Here is a 16,412-nt window from a genome sequence, read left to right as displayed (position 1 = left end):
GCGCAGGTCGCCGCCCGCCTTCTCACTCGCTGGTGATGGGCTCCCGACCGGCGGGCTGTGTCGGGCGGGGGGTCATCGGCTGCACGGGGGTGATCGGCCTGGTAACCGGCTCGTCGGTGGTGAGCTTGAACATCTCGCCGTAGTGGGCGAGTTCGGCGTAACCGTGCACGCCGTCCTCGAGCTCGTACACCGCGTGGTCGGGGTGCACCGTCACGCGCACCTTGCACCCGCGCCACCTGATCGCGAAGGCCAGGCGGGACAACCGTTTCGGCAGGGCGGGCCGGAACGACAGCTTGCCGCCGTGGTCGCGCATCCCCCCGAAGCCGCACACCAGCGCCAGCCACGCACCCGCCAGCGATGCGACGTGCACGCCGTCGCCCGTGTTGTGTTCCAGGTCGCGCAGGTCCATCAGGGCGGCCTCGGTCAGGTAGTCGTGCGCCAGCTCCCGGTGGCCCACCTCGGCCGCGATCACGGCCTGGGTGCACGCCGACAGGGAGGAGTCGCGCACGGTGATCGCCTCGTAGTAGGCGAAGGCCTTGGCCTTGTCCTCCAGTGAGAACTTGTCACCGCACCAGTGCATCGCCAGCATCAGGTCGGCCTGCTTGACGACCTGCTTGCGGTAGATGTCGAAGTAGGGGTAGTTGAGCAACAGCGGGTACTCGTTGTCCTTCGCGGTGCCCTTGAAGTCCCAGACCTCGCGCTCGGTGCTACCCCGATCCTGTTGGTGCACACCGCGTTCTTCGTCGTACGGCATCGCCATCGCGTCGTCCGCGGCGCGCCAGACGGCGATCTCGCCCTTCATCACCCCGAGCGCCAGAGCCTCCTGCGGCCAGCGCTCGGCGGTGTCGGCGGCGTACCGGAAGTTCAGTGCCGCCATCAGGTTGGTGTAGGTGTTGTCGCCGACGATGGCGGAGTACTCGTCCGGTCCGGTGACGCCGTCGATGTGGAACTTGCCGTCGTCGCCGTGGTAGCCGAGGTCGGACCAGAGCCGGGCCGTCTCCACGAGCAGCTGCAACGCCACATCGCGGTCGAACTCCTCGTCCTGGGTCCAGAAGACGTAGCGCGCGGCGGCCACGGAGATGTCGGCGTTGATGTGGAACGCGGCCGTCCCCGCCGGCCAGTACGCCGAGCACTCCTGACCGCGGATCGTGCGCCAGGGGAACGCCGCGCCGTGCAGCTTCAAGGTCGTCGCCCGCTCCGATGCGAGGTCGATGATCGACTGGCGCCAGGTGAGCGCGTCGCGGGCCGCGAGGGGAGCGGTGGCGGTCAGCACCGGCAGCACGAACTGCTCGGTGTCCCAGAACGCGTGACCGTCGTAACCCGGGCCGGTGAGGCCCTTGGCGAGGATCGCGCGACCCTCCGCCCGGGCGCCGGCCTGCAGCACGTGCCAGAGCCCGAAGCGCACGGCCTGCTGGACGGTCTCGTCGCCGTCGACCTGCACGTCGGCGCCGTCCCAGAACTCCTGGACGTAGCCCTCCTGCTCCTTGACCAGGTCGTCCCATCCGGTGTTGACGACCGCCGAGAGGGCACCGTCGACCTGGTCGCGCAGTGCCGGCAGGGTGCGCTGGGAGGACCAGCCGTAGGCGACGAACTTGGTCAGTCCGAGGGTCTCGCCCGGGTCGAGGTGCGCGCCGATCGTCATACGGGACCAGTCCGGCTGGATGAAGGTGTTGGGCTCGTAGTCGTGGTCGCCGTGCAGTTCGTGATCGCAGGCGGCCGCCATCCGCAGCCCGCTGCGTCTCGTGCTGTGGATCAGCTGCGCGCGGGTCACCCCGGCGAGGTGCTGCTCGGAGACCAGCGGGTGCTCCAGCGCGGCTGCCACGCGGGGGTCGGCCGAGGTCACCGGGAGTTCCTCGTTGGCGACCATCTCGGACTGGATGACCACGCGCAACGGTTTGTCGACCGCCTCGACCTGGTACCAGATGCCCAGGATGGAGCGCTGGGTGAAGGAGACCAGTCGCTTGGAGCGGACCCGGATGATGCGTCGGGCCGGTGACTCCCAGAGGACGTCGCGGGTGAGGACGCCCGTGCGCAGGTCGAGGACGCGCTCGTGATGGCGGATCGTCCCGTAGCGCATGTCGAACGGCTCGTCATCCACGAGGAGCCGGATCAACTTGCCGTTGGTCACGTTGACGACGGTCTGGCCGGACTCGGGGTAGCCGTAGCCGGCCTCGGCGTACGGGAGGGGACGGGTCTCGTAGAAGGAGTTCAGGTAGGTGCCGGGCAGGCCCGCGGGGTCACCCTCGTCAAGGTTTCCGCGGACGCCGATGTGGCCGTTGGCGAGCGCGAAGATCGACTCGGCCTGCGCGAAGTTGTCGGGTGCGAGTCCGATCTCACGGATCCGCCAGGGTTCGACGACGAAGCCCTCGTAATCGGTGCTCACTCGTGTGCATCTCCATCGGTCGGTTCGGATTCCAGGAGCTCGGACAGGTCCTTGACCACCACGCTCGCGCCGTGTTCGCGCAGTGCCTGGGCGTGGTCGACCCGATCCACGCCCACGACGTACCCGAAGTGTCCGGCCTTGCCGGCGGCGACGCCGGAGGTCGCGTCCTCGAAGACCACGCAGTTGTCCGGCTGCGCACCTGCGAGCTTCGCTCCGGCGAGGAAGGAATCGGGAGCAGGCTTGCCCTTGATGTGTTGCTGCACAAGCGTCTTGCCGTCGACACGCCCCTCGACGTACTGAGCGAGCCCGGTCACGTCGAGCACCATCTCGGTGTTGGCCGAGGAGGAGACCACGTACCGGTGCAGGCCGGCCGCCTGCGCCCGCTGCAGATAGCGCCGCGACCCTTCGTAGACCTTCACTCCGTCGCGTTTGATGGCGACCTGCACGAGGTCGTTCTTGCGGTTGCCGACGCCGTAGACGGTGTTCGCGTCGGGCGGGTCGTCAGGGCTGCCGTCGGGCAGGTGGATGTCGCGGGACTTCAGGAAGTCGCGCACGCCGTCCTCGCGCGGCTTGCCGTCGACGTAGTCGTTGTAGTCGCCGGCGATGTCGAACGGCCGGTAGCCGTCACCGTCGCGCGCCTTCAGCAGCGCGTCGAAGGTCTCCTTCCACGCGGTGCGGTGCACGCTCGCCGTGTCGGTGAGGACGCCGTCCAGATCGAAGAGGCAGGTGGTGATCTTCTCTGGCAAACCCAGCATGGTGGTCCTCCGCTCGCGGGGTCGGCAGATCCCGTCGCAGATTACTGCGGCGAAGCCTCCCGCCGTGGGCGACCCGCAGCAGTCCCCAGAATGGGACTACCCGCGCTGCGAGGGCTCCCGCGGGAAGGCCCCGGAGTGGCCGCAACGCAGATGCGAGAGGTCGGCCCGTCGTCACCTTCGTGACGGCGGACCGACCTGTCATGCGGGCTCAGGCGGCGGGCTCGGCCGCCAGTCGCTCGTGCAGCTGGGCGTGCAGACGGTCCATGTCCGTCATGGCGGAGACCATCGCCCGTGTCGCCGGATCCTGCGAACCCAGGATGGCGAGCACGATGCGCTCGGGTCGGAACATCGCGTGGAACTGGGCGCGGCCGGTACGCCGGTCGTCGTCCTGTGCGGCCGCGCGGACATCCTGAGCCTGTGCCCGCAGGTCGTGGAAGATGCGCACGGTGGCCTCGGCCAACCGAGGCTTCCGGCCGAACCGGCGACTCTGCGGTCCCCGCCGGCCGCGGCCGCGGGGGCCTCCGAAGGGGAAGTCCTCGAAGTCCGGGAACGGGCCGAAGCCGCCGAACCCGGCGAATCCGGGTGCGGGCGGTGGCGGCGGCATACCCGGGCCCGGCCCGCGCCGGCCATCGTCCTCGTCGCGACGGTGTCGCCGCGAGTCGCGCTCGGCGCGTTCGCGACGTCGGCCCCAGGCGCGGGTGATGTCCTCACCGAACGCCTCTCCCACCGCCTCGGTGACCTTGTCCAGATCGATGCCGATGGAGGCGAGCGCGTCGCGGTCGTCGTCCAGATTCGCGGTCTGCGGGCCGTCGTCACTCTCGTTGTCAGGATTACTTGCGTCGTCGCGGCGCTGGGCGACGACGATGTCCCGCGCTGCGGCATAGGTGAGGCCGTGCTCGGCGAGCAACGGCTGCATGCTGCCGCGCAGATTGGTCGTGAACCCGAGCAGGATGTGGTCGGGGCCGACCTCGGAATGCCCGAGCTCCGCGGCCAAGCCGTGCGCCTGCATCATCGCGACGCCTATTTCTGATTCGTGTAGGTGAAACATGTTGTGCTCCTTGGAAGTCCGGTGAAAGCCGCTCAGTCCCGAGCGTGCTTCTGATGGACGGCCTGGCGGCTGACGTGCAGGACGTCGGCGATGGCCTGCCAACTCCAGCCCTGGTCCCGCGCGTTGCGCACCTGCACCTCCTCCAGCCGGTCGGCCAGCGTGCGCAGTGCGCGGATCGCGGCCAGGCCCTGCGCCGGATTGGTGCTCGCAGCGGCGGTGGCCGGGTCTTGAGGCGTGTCCATGTGTCAACTAAACATGACGCCCCAGCACTTTGTCAACAATTATTGACGAAGGGTTGGGGCCGGGGATTGACGGTGGTCGGTTGGAGGTTGTATCCCGTGAGTGCGCCGCGTTCGACGGGCGGCGCGCCACGACACGAGGAGCGATGCGATGAAGGCAGTTCAGTTCTCCGAGTACGGCGGTCCCGAGGTGCTCACGGTCAGTGACGTGGACGAACCCCATGCGGGCCGGGGACAGGTGCGCATCGCCACACGCGCAGCCGGCGTGAACGCCATGGACTGGAAAGTGCGGGAGGGCTACATGAAGGACATGATGCCGCTGCAGCTCCCGGCCGGATCCGGGGCGGACGCCGCCGGCGTGGTCGACGAGGTGGGCGACGGCGTCGAGGGAGTGGCGGTCGGCGATGCCGTGTTCGGCTCCGGTTCGAGCGCGTACGCCGAGCGTGTCGTCCTCGATCACTGGGCGGCCAAGCCGCCGTCTCTGTCCTTCGAGGAGGCCGCGGGCTATCCGGTCCCCGTCGAGACCGCGCTCCGGGTGCTGCGGGAGGTCGGCGTGCAGCGGGGTCAGACGCTGCTGGTCAGCGGCGCGTCCGGCGGCGTCGGCTCGTCGGTCGTGCAGTTCGCGGTCGACCGGGGCATCACCGTCATCGCCACCGCCGGGGAGCAGAACCAGGACTACCTGCGCGGGCTCGGTGCCACGGCGACGACGTACGGCGACGGACTGGTCGAGCGGGTGCGTGCCCTCGCGCCGGACGGTGTGGATGCGGCTCTCGACATCGCCGGCTCCGGAGTCATCGACGAGCTGATCGAGCTCACCGGCGACCCCCAGAAGGTGCTCTCGATCGCCGACTTCGGCGCGGGTGAGAAGGGCGCGAAGGTCTCCACGTCCGGCTCTGCCCAGGAGGAGGCGTACGCCGAGGCGGCGCGGCTGTCCGAGGCGGGCAAGTTCAGCCTGCCCGTGGAGCGGACGTTCACTCTGGAGCGCGCCGCCGACGCGCAGAAGGCCAGCCAGGCCGGGCATGCGAAAGGCCGGTCCGTCATCACGGTGTGACGACGAACCGGCCTCTTCACGCTCGCGGGGCCCTTAGGTGGTGTGTGCCCCTTCGAGCTTGGCCATCTCGGCCTGCACGAACTCCTCGTGTCGGGCGGCGTCCTCGCGCGCCTTGCGCGGGCTCCACCGTCCGACCATGAGGAAGACGAACGGGATGAAGAGCAGATCCGCCAGTGCGCAGATGAGCCACCAGCGCTTCCACTGCCCGGGACTGTCCTTCGCGGCCTTCTGCACCTTCGCGGCGTTCTTGGTGAGGTAGGCCGAGTCGGCGGCCTTGATCGGGTGCGTCCCCAGATACTTCAGCTGGGTCACGGCGTCCGCCGGGGTCTTCGCGGCCCCGGACTTCACCAGGTCGCCCACGGCGGCCGCACCGGCGCTCGCCGACGTCGGATTCTTCTCCAACGCGGCCAGGTTCGCCGGGGTGATGCCCTGCACGGTGGCCAGCTGCGTCTTGTACTCCGCGGCCAGTTCCTGCACCTTGGCGCCCTTGTCCACGAGGACCGAGGTGGCGGGCAGCGCCGCGCCGAAGCCGATCAGCGTCAGGCAGATCACCATGCGGATCGTCCATCCCCAGACCGCGAGGCCGGTCGCCGTCGCCGCAGGGTTGTGCTTCTCGACGGTCTCGGTGAAGGAGGCCATCCACGCGCAGTAGGTCATGCCCTGCGAGGCACTGATGATGATCAGCAGCGTGCGGAAGGTCTCGTACGACGTGCCCGACGAGGTGGCCTTCGTCGCGAAGACGACCAAGGCGATGACGCTGATGATCGACCCGACGATCATCAGCGGCTTGCGCACACCGAGCTTGTCGGAGATGAGTCCGGCCACGACCAGAGCGATGGCGTTGGGCAGCCAGTACCAGTTGGCGAGGGCGTTCGCGCGCTCCGGTGTGTAGCCGAAGATCGTCGCGAAGTAGACGACGAAGAAGCCGACGGCGATGTAGTAGAAGATCAGGAAGATGCTGATCGCGAACGCCGATCCGACGACGTCCAGGCGCATCATCTGACGCCATTGGCCCTGGTGCACCTGCGTCTCGTCGACGTCGGCGGCACGTGCCTCGATGAGCTGCCGGTCGCGCATCGAGACCATCAGCTGGTCGCGCAGGCCGGGCGACAGTTCACGCAGGAAGAGCAGCGCGACCACGGCCACGACCAGCCCGATGATCCCGCACACGTAGAACTGGAACTGCCAGTCCGGGTGAGAGCCGAGCGTGTGGCTGGAGACCTCGGTGACCATCAGCGAACCGAGCACCGGACCGAGGGTCCAGAAGCCCATGGCGGAGGCTCGTCCGAGCTGCGGGGAGAAGTCGCGGATCAGGGCCGGGGTGGCGACCAGAATCATGCCCTCGACGAGGGACAGCACCGCGAACTCCAGCAGGTACACGGTGCCGTTGGGCGCGTGGGGGAGCGCGAAAGTGACGAGCAGCCCCGTGAGGAAGAGCCCGACCACCACTAGGTTGGCGCGCCCCCATCGGTCGGCGAGACCGGCGGCCAGAGAACCGAACGCGCCGACGAGGTTGCCGATGACCGAGATGAAGACGAACTGACTGAAGCTGATGTTGAAGCTGGTGATGATCTGCGTCGCCACGGCGCCCGGGATGTAGAGCTCGTAGTAGAGGACGACCGTCGCGGCCACCGTGATCGCGAGGTAGGCGATCCGCTGTCCGGTGGCGGGATACTTCGCCAACTGGCGGTGCACGAGGGGGTTGCCTGTGCGAGGTGCCGAGCGTGCGGCGGGGGATGCTGCGCTGGACGAGGCCATTGGAGCCCTATCTGTCGAGGTGTGAGCCACCTCACAGTCCGCTCAATACCTTTCAGTGTCAAGCACATCGAGGTCACGGTTCGGTCGTGGCGCCATACGGCGGTGCAGGGAAGTGGCCGCGGGGCCGCTGACCGACCAGGTCGCGGTGCCCGCGTGCAGGAAAGTGACCGTGGGTCCGATGGCCCACGCGCGAAAAGAAACGGCCCCGACCGGCGTTCTCACGCGATCGGGGCCGTCCTACTGTCTCAACACAGCGTGCACCCGGAGAGATTCGAACTCCCAACCTTCTGATCCGTAGTCAGATGCTCTATCCGTTGAGCTACGGGTGCTGGCGAGGGCACGTCGTGACGGCCCGTTCACCGGGAAGGTACGTTACCTGCTCGCTGTCGGCAGCGGAAATCGGCGGCCGTCACGACGCTGCGCGGCGTACGCCGGGTGCCTCAGCCGGCGAACGGCCGCGCGGGGAGTCCGCCGATGCCCGGCTCGCAGCTGAACACCGCTCCGGCCAGTGGTTGTTGGCCATCGGGCACGTTCTCCCGGGTGGTGGTGATGTAGAGCGTGCGCAACCCGTCGCCGCCGAAGGTGCAGGCCGTGACGTTGGTCACCGGCAGCTCGACGATCTGATCGAGCTTGCCCTCCGGGGAGTAGCGGTGCACCGCGGAGCCGCCGTAGAGCGCGACCCAGACCCCGCCCTCCTGGTCCACGCACAACCCGTCCGGGTCGCCGGCGACATCGTCCGGCAGCGTCACGAACGGCCTGCGGTCGGTGATCCCGTCGGGCGACCAGTCGAAGGTGGACACGATCCTGGTCGGGGTGTCGTTGTGAAACCCCTTGTCCCCCAGACCGGTCCAGCCGATGCCGTTGGAGACGGTGAGACCCGTCAGCACCTGGGACGCGAGCCCGTCGGAGGTCAGGAGGTAGAGCGAGGCGGCGCCGGGCGTCTGGTCGTACGCCATCGTGCCGCAGTAGAAGTTGCCCATCGGGTCGCAGCCGCCGTCGTTGAAGCGGATGCCCGGGTCGCTCCACAGCGGCTGCATCTGCTGTACGTCGGACAGATCCGGTTCGCTCGCGAGGGCGAAGCCCCGCTCCGTCGCGATGATGGCGCCGCCGGGTCCGCGGGGTCGCAACGCAGCGGCGACCTTGCCCACGTGCACCCGGTCGACCCCACCGTCCGGGCGCGGCGAGAGGACGTCGCCCGCGAGCATGTCGACGTACTTCAGCCCACCCCAGTCGACGTCCCAGCAGGGCCCTTCGGCATGGAAGGCGTGCGGTTCGGAGATCTCCTCGGCGCGCATGCCCGCACCCTATGCCGCACCGCCCGAACGCTGCTCAGACGTCGTCGGCGTCCTGTTGCTGCGGATCCCACTTGGTGATCCGTGCGGACTCCCATCCGCGGGACTTCACCGCGTCCCGCGCCTGCGTGCGGTAGGTGGGCGTCAGCCGCTCGACGTAGAGCTTGCCGTCCAAGTGGTCGGTCTCGTGCTGCAGGCAGCGTGCCAGCGTGCCGCCCTGCGCCTCGACGATGACCTCGTTGCCGTCCAGGTCTGTGCCGGTCACCCGCGCCCACTCCGAGCGCGCGGTGGGGAAGTGCTCGCCGGGCACCGACAGGCACCCCTCGAGCTCACCGGGATCCGGGTCCCCGGGGGGCACGGTGCCCTTCTCCAGCACCGGGTTGATCACGACGCCGCGCTGGACCACCTCGTCGGCCGCGGCGCACTCGTAGACGAAGATCCGCAGGCGCACCCCGACCTGGTTGGCGGCGAGCCCGGCGCCGTCGGCGGCCTCCAGCGTGTCGAACATGTCGGCCACCAGCTCGCGCACCTCGTCGGTGACCTCCCGGACGCGCCGGGTCGGCTGATGCAGCGCCTTGTGCCCGATGATCGTGATCGGCCGGACCGCCATACCTGGTTCACTCCTGCATGTCGCTGCATCGCTGCACGGATCGTTGCAGCGAGGAGTGTTTCACGGCCGGTCGTCGTCCGTGCGCGGGTCGTGGCGCGGGCGGACGCGCTGCGGCGGGGGAGCGTCCTCGTGGCTGACCGACCAACTCGCCTCGGGATCGTCGGACAGCACGGTCGCCGCGCGGACCACCCGGCGACGGTTGGCGCCGTACTCCCGGGGCGGCCGCTCCTGCGCATCGGCGCGCAGCGGTCGGTGTACCGGCACCGGGATGCCGTACGGGTCGGTCGCATCGACGGGTTCTGCCGACCGGTGGTGGTGCTGGTGCTGCGGCTCGTTGCTGTCCTCGCCGTCGGACTCCTCCTCGCCGAAGATCTCGGCGCAGATGGAGCGGTAGTGCAGGCCGGCGTCGGGGATGTAGTCGATCTGCCGCAGCGCCTGGTCCTGCCCGGCGCTCTCCATCACGAACGTGCCGTAGCCGAGGAAGCGCGCGGCGACGCTCTGGTTGAAGGACATGTCGGTGACCTTCGCCAACGGCATCATCGCGACCTTGTGGGACACCAGGCCGTAGGTCAGCAGCAGGCGCCGGTCGGTGGCCACGAACCAGTCGTGGCGCCACATGAGCAGCTGGAGCAGGCAGTAGACGAGCAGCGCCAGCCACACCCACCACGCGAGGTCGGAGACCAGGCCGGCGCTCGCGGGGGTGATCAGTGCGATCGCCACGACCAGCACCAGTCCGATCACCGTGCCGGCGACGACCCCCGCGACCCGCCACCAGTGCTGGTGGACTGCCACGACCATGCGTTCACCGTCGAGCAGATAGCGCCCCATCGCCCGTTCGGCGCCCGACGCAACCCCGTCCATGCGCGGTCAGGAGTGCAGGATGTCGTGGTAGAAGTCGCCCACGTGCTGCACGCCGGACCGCAGGATGCTCCAGATGTTGTGCACGATGCCGGCGGAGTGGTGCGGGTCGGTGAAGATCGAATAGAGGAGGAAGGCAAAGACCGCCCAAATGACGATCTTCTTCACCCTGTCGGTGGCCATCGTTCCTCCGCAAGCGTGTGAGTGCCGACGGGTCGTGCGGCACGATTCATCTGTCAGTGTGCCAGGAGTGACAGATGTGACGACAGCGTCCGGGATCGCCGGAGTGTCGCGAGATGGGGCCGAGGCTAGACCACGCCGTACAGCCGGTCCCCGGCGTCGCCGAGGCCCGGCACGATGTAGCCCTTCTCGTTGAGCCGTTCGTCGATCGCGCCGGTGACCAGCGTGACCGGCACGTGCAGCCCCTCGAGCTGATCCTCCAGCGCCTCGATGCCCTCGGGCGCGCAGAGCAGGGTGACCGCCGTGATGTCGTCGGCGCCCCGGTTGACCAGGTACTGGATGGACATCGCGAGAGTGCCGCCGGTCGCGAGCATCGGGTCGAGGACGTAGCACTGCCGGCCGGACAGGTCGTCCGGGAGGCGGTTCGCATACGTGATGGCCTCGAGGGTCTCCTCGTTGCGCTGCATCCCGAGGAAGCCGACCTCGGCGCTCGGCAGCAGCCGCACCATCCCCTCCAGCATCCCGAGCCCGGCACGCAGGATCGGCACGACCAGCGGCTTGGGCGTCGACAGCTTGATGCCGGTGGTGGGGGAGACCGGGGTGTTGATGGCGAACGGTTCCACGCGCACCGAGCGGGTCGCCTCGTACGCGAGCAGCGTCACCAGCTCCTCGGTGAGCCGCCGGAACGTCGGGCTGTCGGTGCGCTCGTCGCGCAGATACGTCAGCTTGTGCGCGATGAGCGGGTGATTGGCGACCTGGACACGCATGGCCCAGACTCTACGGCGTGACGGCCGGCTTCCCTGGTGCTCCCGAGCCGCCGTACGACGCGTGGATGGGGTTGGCGCTGCTCCGGGCCCGCGAGGCGCTGCGCACGGAGGACGTGCCTGTCGGCGCCGTCGTGCTCGATCCGCACGGCGAGGTGATCGGATCCGGGCTCAACCTGCGGGTCGGCGGGGCTGACCCCCTCGCGCATGCCGAGATGCTCGCGATCCGTTCTGCCGCAACGCAGCTGGGCCACTATCGGCTCGACGACTGTCTGCTGGTGGTCACGCTCGAGCCATGCCTGATGTGCGCCGGGGCCGTGATGCAGTCCCGGCTGTCGGGCATCATCTTCGGCGCGTACGACGCGAAGGCCGGTGCCTGCGGGAGCGCGTGGGACGTCATCCGCGACAACCCCTCACCGCACCGCGTGACCTGCGTCGGCGGCGTCCGCGAGAAGGAGTGCGCCGGCCTCCTGACCGACTTCTTCCGCGCCCGGCGCCGACGCACCTGATTGGGAAGGGTCCGCCCCGCTCTGTACGGTGCCGGAGTCATAGAACTCCTATCGATATGGCCCCACCGGGTCGGAAGGTGGCCCGTGGCCTCCCCCAGCAAACTCGCCGACGCAGCACCGAACGCCGACGATCGGGGTGATCCGAACCTGCAGCGCCATGTGGGCGTCGTCGGTCTGCTCTTCGCCAGTGTCGGATCGATCATCGGCTCCGGCTGGCTCTTCGGAGCCCTGAACGCCGCGCAGCAGGCCGGACCCGCCGCGGTCATCTCCTGGGGTCTCGGTGGGGTGATGATCCTGCTCATCGGGCTCTGCTACGCCGAGCTCGGCACCATGTTCCCCCTCTCCGGTGGCGTCGTCCGGTTCCCGCACATCGGCTTCGGGTCGTTCGCCAGCTACATGACCGGGTGGATCACCTGGGTGGCGTGCATGGCCGTCGCGCCGATCGAGGTGGAGGGCGCCCTCACCTACGCGACCAAGTACGCGCCGTTCACCGAGAAGCACACGGTCGACGGCGCCATCGTGCACACGCTCACCGGCCTCGGGCTGGGTGTGGCCGTGATCGCGATGGCCGTCTTCGTGGTCATCAACTACTTCGGCGTGCGCTGGTTCGCCCGCGTCAACAACATCCTGGTGTGGTGGAAGCTCGGCATCATCGCAGTGGTCATCGCAGCCTTCCTGATCACCAAGTTCACGCCGCACAACTTCACCTCCCACGGCTTCAAGCCGCAGGGATGGCACGGTGTCTTCACGGCCATCGCGACCTCGGGAATCGTCTTCTCCTTCCTCGGATTCCGCCAGGGCATCGAACTCGCGGGCGAGACCGACAACCCCAAACGCAACGTGCCCATCGCGGTCATCGGGTCGGTCCTGTTGACCACCGTCATCTACGTGCTGCTGCAGGTGGCGTTCGTGGGGTCCCTCTCGCCCTCCGATCTCGCGCACGGCTGGGGGAATGTGTCCTTCGCCGACGACTTCGGTCCACTTGCGGCGATCGCCAGCGTGCTGGGGCTCGGCTGGTTGGCCACCCTGCTCTACATCGACGCGGTGGTCTCACCCGCGGACACCGGTCTGATCTACACGACGGTGACCTCGCGCATCTCCTTCGCCATGGCCCGCAACCGCAACGCCCCTCAGGCGCTGGCGAAGACGACGTCCAACGGCGTCCCGCTCGTCAGCATGGTGCTGGCGTTCGTCGTCGGTCTGATCCTCTTCCTGCCCTTCCCGAGCTGGCAGCAGCTCGTAGGCTTCATCACCTCGGCGACCGTGTTGTCGTTCGGCTCGGGACCGTTGGTACTGCTGGCGTTCCGCAAGCAACTTCCCGATCACCCGCGTCCGTTCCGGCTGCCCGGTGCGCACGTCTTCGCCTTCCTCGCCTTCTGGTCGGCCAACCTGATCGTCTACTGGACCGGTTGGAAGACCAACGAGAAGCTCTTCTTGGCCGTGGTGCTCGGCATCGTGCTGCTCGGCGTGATGTACGCCGTCAACGCCGCGCGCGGCCAGCAGCCGGAGTGGGACTGGGTGTCCGGTCTCTGGTACGTCCCGTGGCTGGGAGGCCTGGCGCTGATGTCCTACCTCGGCAACTACGACGGCGGCCGCAACGTCATCCAGTTCGGCAGCGCGTTCATCGTCACGTTCGTCTTCTCCGCCGCGATCATGGCGCTGGCCTACGCGACCCGGCTGCCCCGCGTATCGGTCGACCGCTACATCGCCGACTCTCGGCGCGAGGCCGCCCTCGAGGAGGACACGCTGGCCTGACCGGCCGGCGAGGCGACACGTCTCGTGCAGCCGCCCACCCCGTCGTACGTCTAGCGGGGTGGGCGTTCTGCGTTTGGGCCAGGGCTGCAGCGCTGGCCACGGACAGAAAACGCCCGCGTCGGACGGGGACCTGCACTACCTCGAACCGGGCGGGCCGGTCACCTGATCATGCGGGCGTGGACGCCTGACTCTCGCGTCGGGTGCCACCGGTCATGTCCTCCAGTTCGGTGCCGGAGGTCTCGGGGATCATCGCGCGCACGAAGAAGTAGGAGATCAACGCGAAGACGGCAAATCCGCCGTACACGAAACCAAGGCCGACCCGGTCCGACAGCCACGGGAACGACACCGTGACGATGAAGTTGAAGATCCAGTTCGCCGCGGTGCAGATCGCGATGGCGTAGGAGCGTTGGCTGTTGGGGAACATCTCCGACAGCAGCGTCCACATCACCGGGCCCCAGGTGGCGGCGAAGAAGATCACGAACAGGTTGGCGCCGATGAGCGCGACGATGCCCCAGGTGTGCGGCAGGGTGATGTTCTTGCCCGAGCCGGAGGCGTTGAAGAACGCCGCGGAGGCAAGAGCGAGTCCGACGAGCATCCCGGCGGAGCCGATCAGCAGCAGCAGTCTGCGGCCGAACCGGTCCACGAACAACAGGGCCACGAACGTGAAGGCGACGTTGATCACCGAGGTGATGACCGAGGTCTTGAACGAGTCGTTGGCGGAGAATCCGACCGACCGCCACAGCGTGGTCGAGTAGTAGAAGATCGCGTTGATCCCGACCAGCTGCTGCAGCGCCGCCAGCACGATGCCCACCCAGACCAACGGCTTCAGTCCGAAGCGGTCGCCGGCGATGTCGGCGAAGCTGGTCCGATCCTCGCTGTGCAGGGATTCCTTGATGGCTTTGATCTTGTGGTCGGGAGCCTCGTCGCCCATGGTGGCCAGCACCGACTGGGCACGCTCGGTCTCGCCCACGCGCACCAGGTAGCGCGGCGACTCCGGCAGCAGGAAGGACAGGACGCCGTACACCAGCGCGGGTACGGCTCCCACCAGGAACATCCAGCGCCACGCGGTGAGTCCGAACCAGGTTGCCTTCGAGGCGCCGCCGGCCGAGCTCTGCACCACGTCGTCGGACAGCAGTGCCGCGAAGATGCCGATGGTGATGCCGAGCTGGTTGATCGAGGTCAGACCGCCGCGCATCCGGGCGGGCGCGATCTCGGAGATGTACGCCGGCGAGATCACCGACGCCAGCCCGATCCCGAGCCCGCCGACGACCCGCCAGAACATCAGTTCCCAGATGTTCCCCACCAAGCCGGAGCCGATGGAACTGGCGAGGAAGAGCACGGCGCCGATCAGCATGACCTTCTTGCGACCGAGGCGGTCGGCCAGCTGGCCGGCATACCAGGCGCCCGCTGCGCAGCCGAGCAGCGCGATGGCGACCGTGAAACCCTTGACGAACGCGCTCAACCCGAAGCCGGTGTTGATGGCGTCGACCGCTCCGTTGATGACCGAGGAGTCGAATCCGAAGAGGAACGCGCCGACGGCGGCCGCGAGGCTGGCGGCGATGACCTTCCCGTGACCCTGGCGTGGTGCTGCGGCGGCCTGGCTCATGTCTGGGTTCCCCTCGTCGGTCACACACTCAGGGGCACCGTATCGCCTTGCGAGGCAAAAGGGTTGAGCTGCGACCGCGGCGCCCGCGGGCCTGGCTCCGAATGAGGGGACGGTACGTCGACGCCGGTGGGGATCAGTCGTAGTGGCGCACGTCCCGCCAGATGGTGGACCAGGGCATGGACACCCGGCACAACAGGACGGGCATTCCCTGTTCCTGGTTCTCCAGACGATCGCCGTTGTCGATCCGGGCCTGGATCGTGCAGTCGGTGAAGAGCGGTGCTGCCTGGCTCTGTTCGTACCCGAGGAGGAGCACAGAGGTATCGCGGTCCGGTGGCGGCCCCCACTCGCTGTAGGCGTTGTGGCCGCTGTAGGCCCGTGGCAGCCCATGGGCGCTCCCGAACAGGTTGACGTCGGATGCCTCGCCGTAGTTGCCCGTGAAGAGCGCGGTGCGGGCTCGGCGTGCTGGATGGATGGACGTCCATGCGGCCGCCACGGCGGTGGTGAACCTCGGCCACCCCACCTCCTCTCCGATGTCGGGGTTGAGCGCCATCGCCGCACTGCCCTGGAGTGAGCGCGGCGGCGTGACCGGCAGTGCGACGCCTGCCGCGATCAGGGCGGACACCGCGATGGCGACGGCCAGCGACCCCCGGCGTAGCCATGACCGGCCACGGCGGATCCACGCGACGATCGACGCCGCGCCGAGGCCGAGGAGCGTGGGATAGAGACTGGCCAGGTAGTACGCCTTGCCGTCGCCGATCAGATAGGCCACGGCGAGCGCGGCGTAGGTGACAGGGATGAACCGGGCCGTCCGCAGATCCGGTCGCCGCCATGGCGCGACGAGCCCGGCGACCCAGACAGGGACCAGCACGGGGCTGACCATGACCAGCTGGAACGGTAAGAATCCCACGCGTCCGCCCTCGGCGGACCCCGCGACGTTGCCGGCCACGGTGAGCTGCGGCCAGCCGTGCGAGGCCTGCCAGAGGACGTAGGGGCCGGCGACGACGCAGGCCGCCAGGACACCCCCTGCGAACCCGCGCGACCTCAGCGCCGTGCGCGGGCCGACCGCGGTCAGGGCGATAACGGCGACCACCGCCACGAGGGCGACCTGTGGCTTGAACTGACAGCCAACGCCGGCCGTCACGCCCGCCAGCACAAGATCCCGGTTGCGAGCGCGGGCGGCCGCGCTCCCGTCATGGCGCGCGGCGCGCAGCAGCAACCAGAGCAGGACGGTCGTGCAGAGCAGATCGAAGGTCGTCGTGGAGACGATGTGACCGACCGCGAGCGCGAACCCCGACACGGCCGTACAGCCGGCGGCGAGGAGCTGGGACCGCCGATCCGCGCCTACTTCTCGGGCGATGAGCGACGCCACGACCGTGGTGGCAGCGCACGCGAGCGCCGACGGCAGCCGCAGGACCACGAGCGACGCGGGATCCAGCCAATTCATCAGCCACGCCAGCAGGGGCACGAGGGGTGGCTGATCCGGGTAACCCCACGCCGGGTGTGCGCCGGACACGATGAAGTACATCTCGTCACGGTGGTAGCCGTAACCTCCGCTGAAGGCCACCAGGACGGCGAGTTGGGCGGCCGCAACCGCCGCCACGGGC

The 16,412-nt window shown here is 68.6% G+C and carries 15 protein-coding genes and 1 tRNA gene; 3 read left to right on the top strand and 13 right to left on the bottom strand.

Translation table 11 applies throughout. The features are described from left to right. Positions 1-22 precede the first annotated feature (22 nt). From J4030_RS16615 to J4030_RS16600, 4 genes are all read right to left on the bottom strand, one after another. A complete protein-coding gene (locus J4030_RS16615; protein ID WP_208050354.1) occupies positions 23-2,383 on the bottom strand; it encodes a glycoside hydrolase family 65 protein in 2,361 nt (786 codons plus the stop codon). Then, positions 2,380-3,138 (bottom strand): beta-phosphoglucomutase family hydrolase, encoded by a 759-nt coding sequence (locus J4030_RS16610; RefSeq protein ID WP_208050353.1) that lies wholly within the window; start codon positions 3,136-3,138, stop codon positions 2,380-2,382. Before J4030_RS16610 ends, J4030_RS16615 begins: the two co-directional genes overlap by 4 nt. A gap of 208 nt (positions 3,139-3,346) precedes the next feature. Continuing rightward, positions 3,347-4,186 carry a Clp protease N-terminal domain-containing protein gene (locus J4030_RS16605; protein ID WP_208050352.1) on the bottom strand — a complete coding sequence of 280 codons (840 nt, stop codon included), beginning with the start codon at positions 4,184-4,186 and terminating at the stop codon, positions 3,347-3,349. A 32-nt stretch (positions 4,187-4,218) separates the two neighbouring features. After that, the gene (locus J4030_RS16600; protein WP_208050351.1) at positions 4,219-4,428 is read right to left on the bottom strand and encodes an RNA polymerase subunit sigma-70; all 210 of its coding nucleotides are present in this window, start codon (positions 4,426-4,428) and stop codon (positions 4,219-4,221) included. A gap of 148 nt (positions 4,429-4,576) precedes the next feature. Here J4030_RS16600 and J4030_RS16595 point away from each other — a divergent pair, with 148 nt between their 5' ends. Beyond that, positions 4,577-5,476: an NADP-dependent oxidoreductase gene (locus J4030_RS16595; protein ID WP_208050350.1), complete on the top strand. Its 900-nt coding sequence runs from the start codon at positions 4,577-4,579 to the stop codon at positions 5,474-5,476. A 33-nt stretch (positions 5,477-5,509) separates the two neighbouring features. On the opposite strand, the gene J4030_RS16590 is transcribed toward J4030_RS16595, so the two are convergent. The 7 genes from J4030_RS16590 to upp all read right to left on the bottom strand — a co-directional run bounded on the left by J4030_RS16590 (position 5,510) and on the right by upp (position 10,941). Next, positions 5,510-7,159 carry an MFS transporter gene (locus tag J4030_RS16590; protein WP_208050349.1) on the bottom strand — a complete coding sequence of 550 codons (1,650 nt, stop codon included), beginning with the start codon at positions 7,157-7,159 and terminating at the stop codon, positions 5,510-5,512. Positions 7,160-7,490: 331 nt separating this feature from the next. After that, positions 7,491-7,563, bottom strand: a tRNA-Arg gene (locus tag J4030_RS16585). Positions 7,564-7,674: 111 nt separating this feature from the next. Next, positions 7,675-8,529, bottom strand: coding sequence for an SMP-30/gluconolactonase/LRE family protein (locus tag J4030_RS16580; RefSeq protein ID WP_208050348.1), 855 nt, complete (start codon positions 8,527-8,529; stop codon positions 7,675-7,677). A gap of 34 nt (positions 8,530-8,563) precedes the next feature. After that, complete coding sequence (def, locus tag J4030_RS16575) at positions 8,564-9,136, bottom strand: peptide deformylase (RefSeq protein WP_208050347.1); 573 nt, start codon at positions 9,134-9,136, stop codon at positions 8,564-8,566. Positions 9,137-9,196: 60 nt separating this feature from the next. Continuing rightward, a complete protein-coding gene (locus tag J4030_RS16570; RefSeq protein WP_208050346.1) occupies positions 9,197-9,997 on the bottom strand; it encodes a PH domain-containing protein in 801 nt (266 codons plus the stop codon). Positions 9,998-10,003: 6 nt separating this feature from the next. Further along, complete coding sequence (locus J4030_RS16565; protein ID WP_208050345.1) at positions 10,004-10,177, bottom strand: hypothetical protein; 174 nt, start codon at positions 10,175-10,177, stop codon at positions 10,004-10,006. Positions 10,178-10,302: 125 nt separating this feature from the next. Beyond that, a complete protein-coding gene (upp, locus tag J4030_RS16560; protein WP_208050344.1) occupies positions 10,303-10,941 on the bottom strand; it encodes a uracil phosphoribosyltransferase in 639 nt (212 codons plus the stop codon). A gap of 17 nt (positions 10,942-10,958) precedes the next feature. On the opposite strand from upp, the gene tadA reads away from it, so the two are divergent. Beyond that, complete coding sequence (gene tadA, locus J4030_RS16555; protein ID WP_307864748.1) at positions 10,959-11,447, top strand: tRNA adenosine(34) deaminase TadA; 489 nt, start codon at positions 10,959-10,961, stop codon at positions 11,445-11,447. Between the two features lie 84 nt (positions 11,448-11,531). Continuing rightward, positions 11,532-13,202, top strand: coding sequence for an APC family permease (locus tag J4030_RS16550; RefSeq protein ID WP_208050343.1), 1,671 nt, complete (start codon positions 11,532-11,534; stop codon positions 13,200-13,202). A 166-nt stretch (positions 13,203-13,368) separates the two neighbouring features. Here the strand turns inward: J4030_RS16550 and J4030_RS16545 are convergent, their stop codons facing one another. Further along, a complete protein-coding gene (locus J4030_RS16545) occupies positions 13,369-14,808 on the bottom strand; it encodes a sugar porter family MFS transporter (RefSeq protein WP_208050342.1) in 1,440 nt (479 codons plus the stop codon). Between the two features lie 133 nt (positions 14,809-14,941). Then, positions 14,942-16,408 carry a glycosyltransferase family 39 protein gene (locus J4030_RS16540; protein WP_208050341.1) on the bottom strand — a complete coding sequence of 489 codons (1,467 nt, stop codon included), beginning with the start codon at positions 16,406-16,408 and terminating at the stop codon, positions 14,942-14,944. Between the last annotated feature and the right edge of the window lie 4 nt (positions 16,409-16,412).

The sequence above is a fragment of the Allobranchiibius sp. CTAmp26 genome, assembly GCF_017565405.1.
Lineage (GTDB): Bacteria > Actinomycetota > Actinomycetes > Actinomycetales > Dermatophilaceae > Allobranchiibius.
The sequence above is the reverse complement of the archived record's forward strand: the minus strand, read 5'-3'. Positions and strand labels throughout refer to the sequence as shown.

Coding starts and splice junctions, on each gene's coding strand:
- J4030_RS16610 (WP_208050353.1), bottom strand. CDS start 3,138: ATGCTGGGTTTGCCAGAGAAGATCACCACCTGCCTCTTCGATCTGGAC.
- J4030_RS16605 (WP_208050352.1), bottom strand. CDS start 4,186: ATGTTTCACCTACACGAATCAGAAATAGGCGTCGCGATGATGCAGGCG.
- J4030_RS16600 (WP_208050351.1), bottom strand. CDS start 4,428: ATGGACACGCCTCAAGACCCGGCCACCGCCGCTGCGAGCACCAATCCG.
- J4030_RS16595 (WP_208050350.1), top strand. CDS start 4,577: ATGAAGGCAGTTCAGTTCTCCGAGTACGGCGGTCCCGAGGTGCTCACG.
- J4030_RS16580 (WP_208050348.1), bottom strand. CDS start 8,529: ATGCGCGCCGAGGAGATCTCCGAACCGCACGCCTTCCATGCCGAAGGG.
- def (WP_208050347.1), bottom strand. CDS start 9,136: ATGGCGGTCCGGCCGATCACGATCATCGGGCACAAGGCGCTGCATCAG.
- J4030_RS16570 (WP_208050346.1), bottom strand. CDS start 9,997: ATGGACGGGGTTGCGTCGGGCGCCGAACGGGCGATGGGGCGCTATCTG.
- J4030_RS16565 (WP_208050345.1), bottom strand. CDS start 10,177: ATGGCCACCGACAGGGTGAAGAAGATCGTCATTTGGGCGGTCTTTGCC.
- upp (WP_208050344.1), bottom strand. CDS start 10,941: ATGCGTGTCCAGGTCGCCAATCACCCGCTCATCGCGCACAAGCTGACG.
- J4030_RS16545 (WP_208050342.1), bottom strand. CDS start 14,808: ATGAGCCAGGCCGCCGCAGCACCACGCCAGGGTCACGGGAAGGTCATC.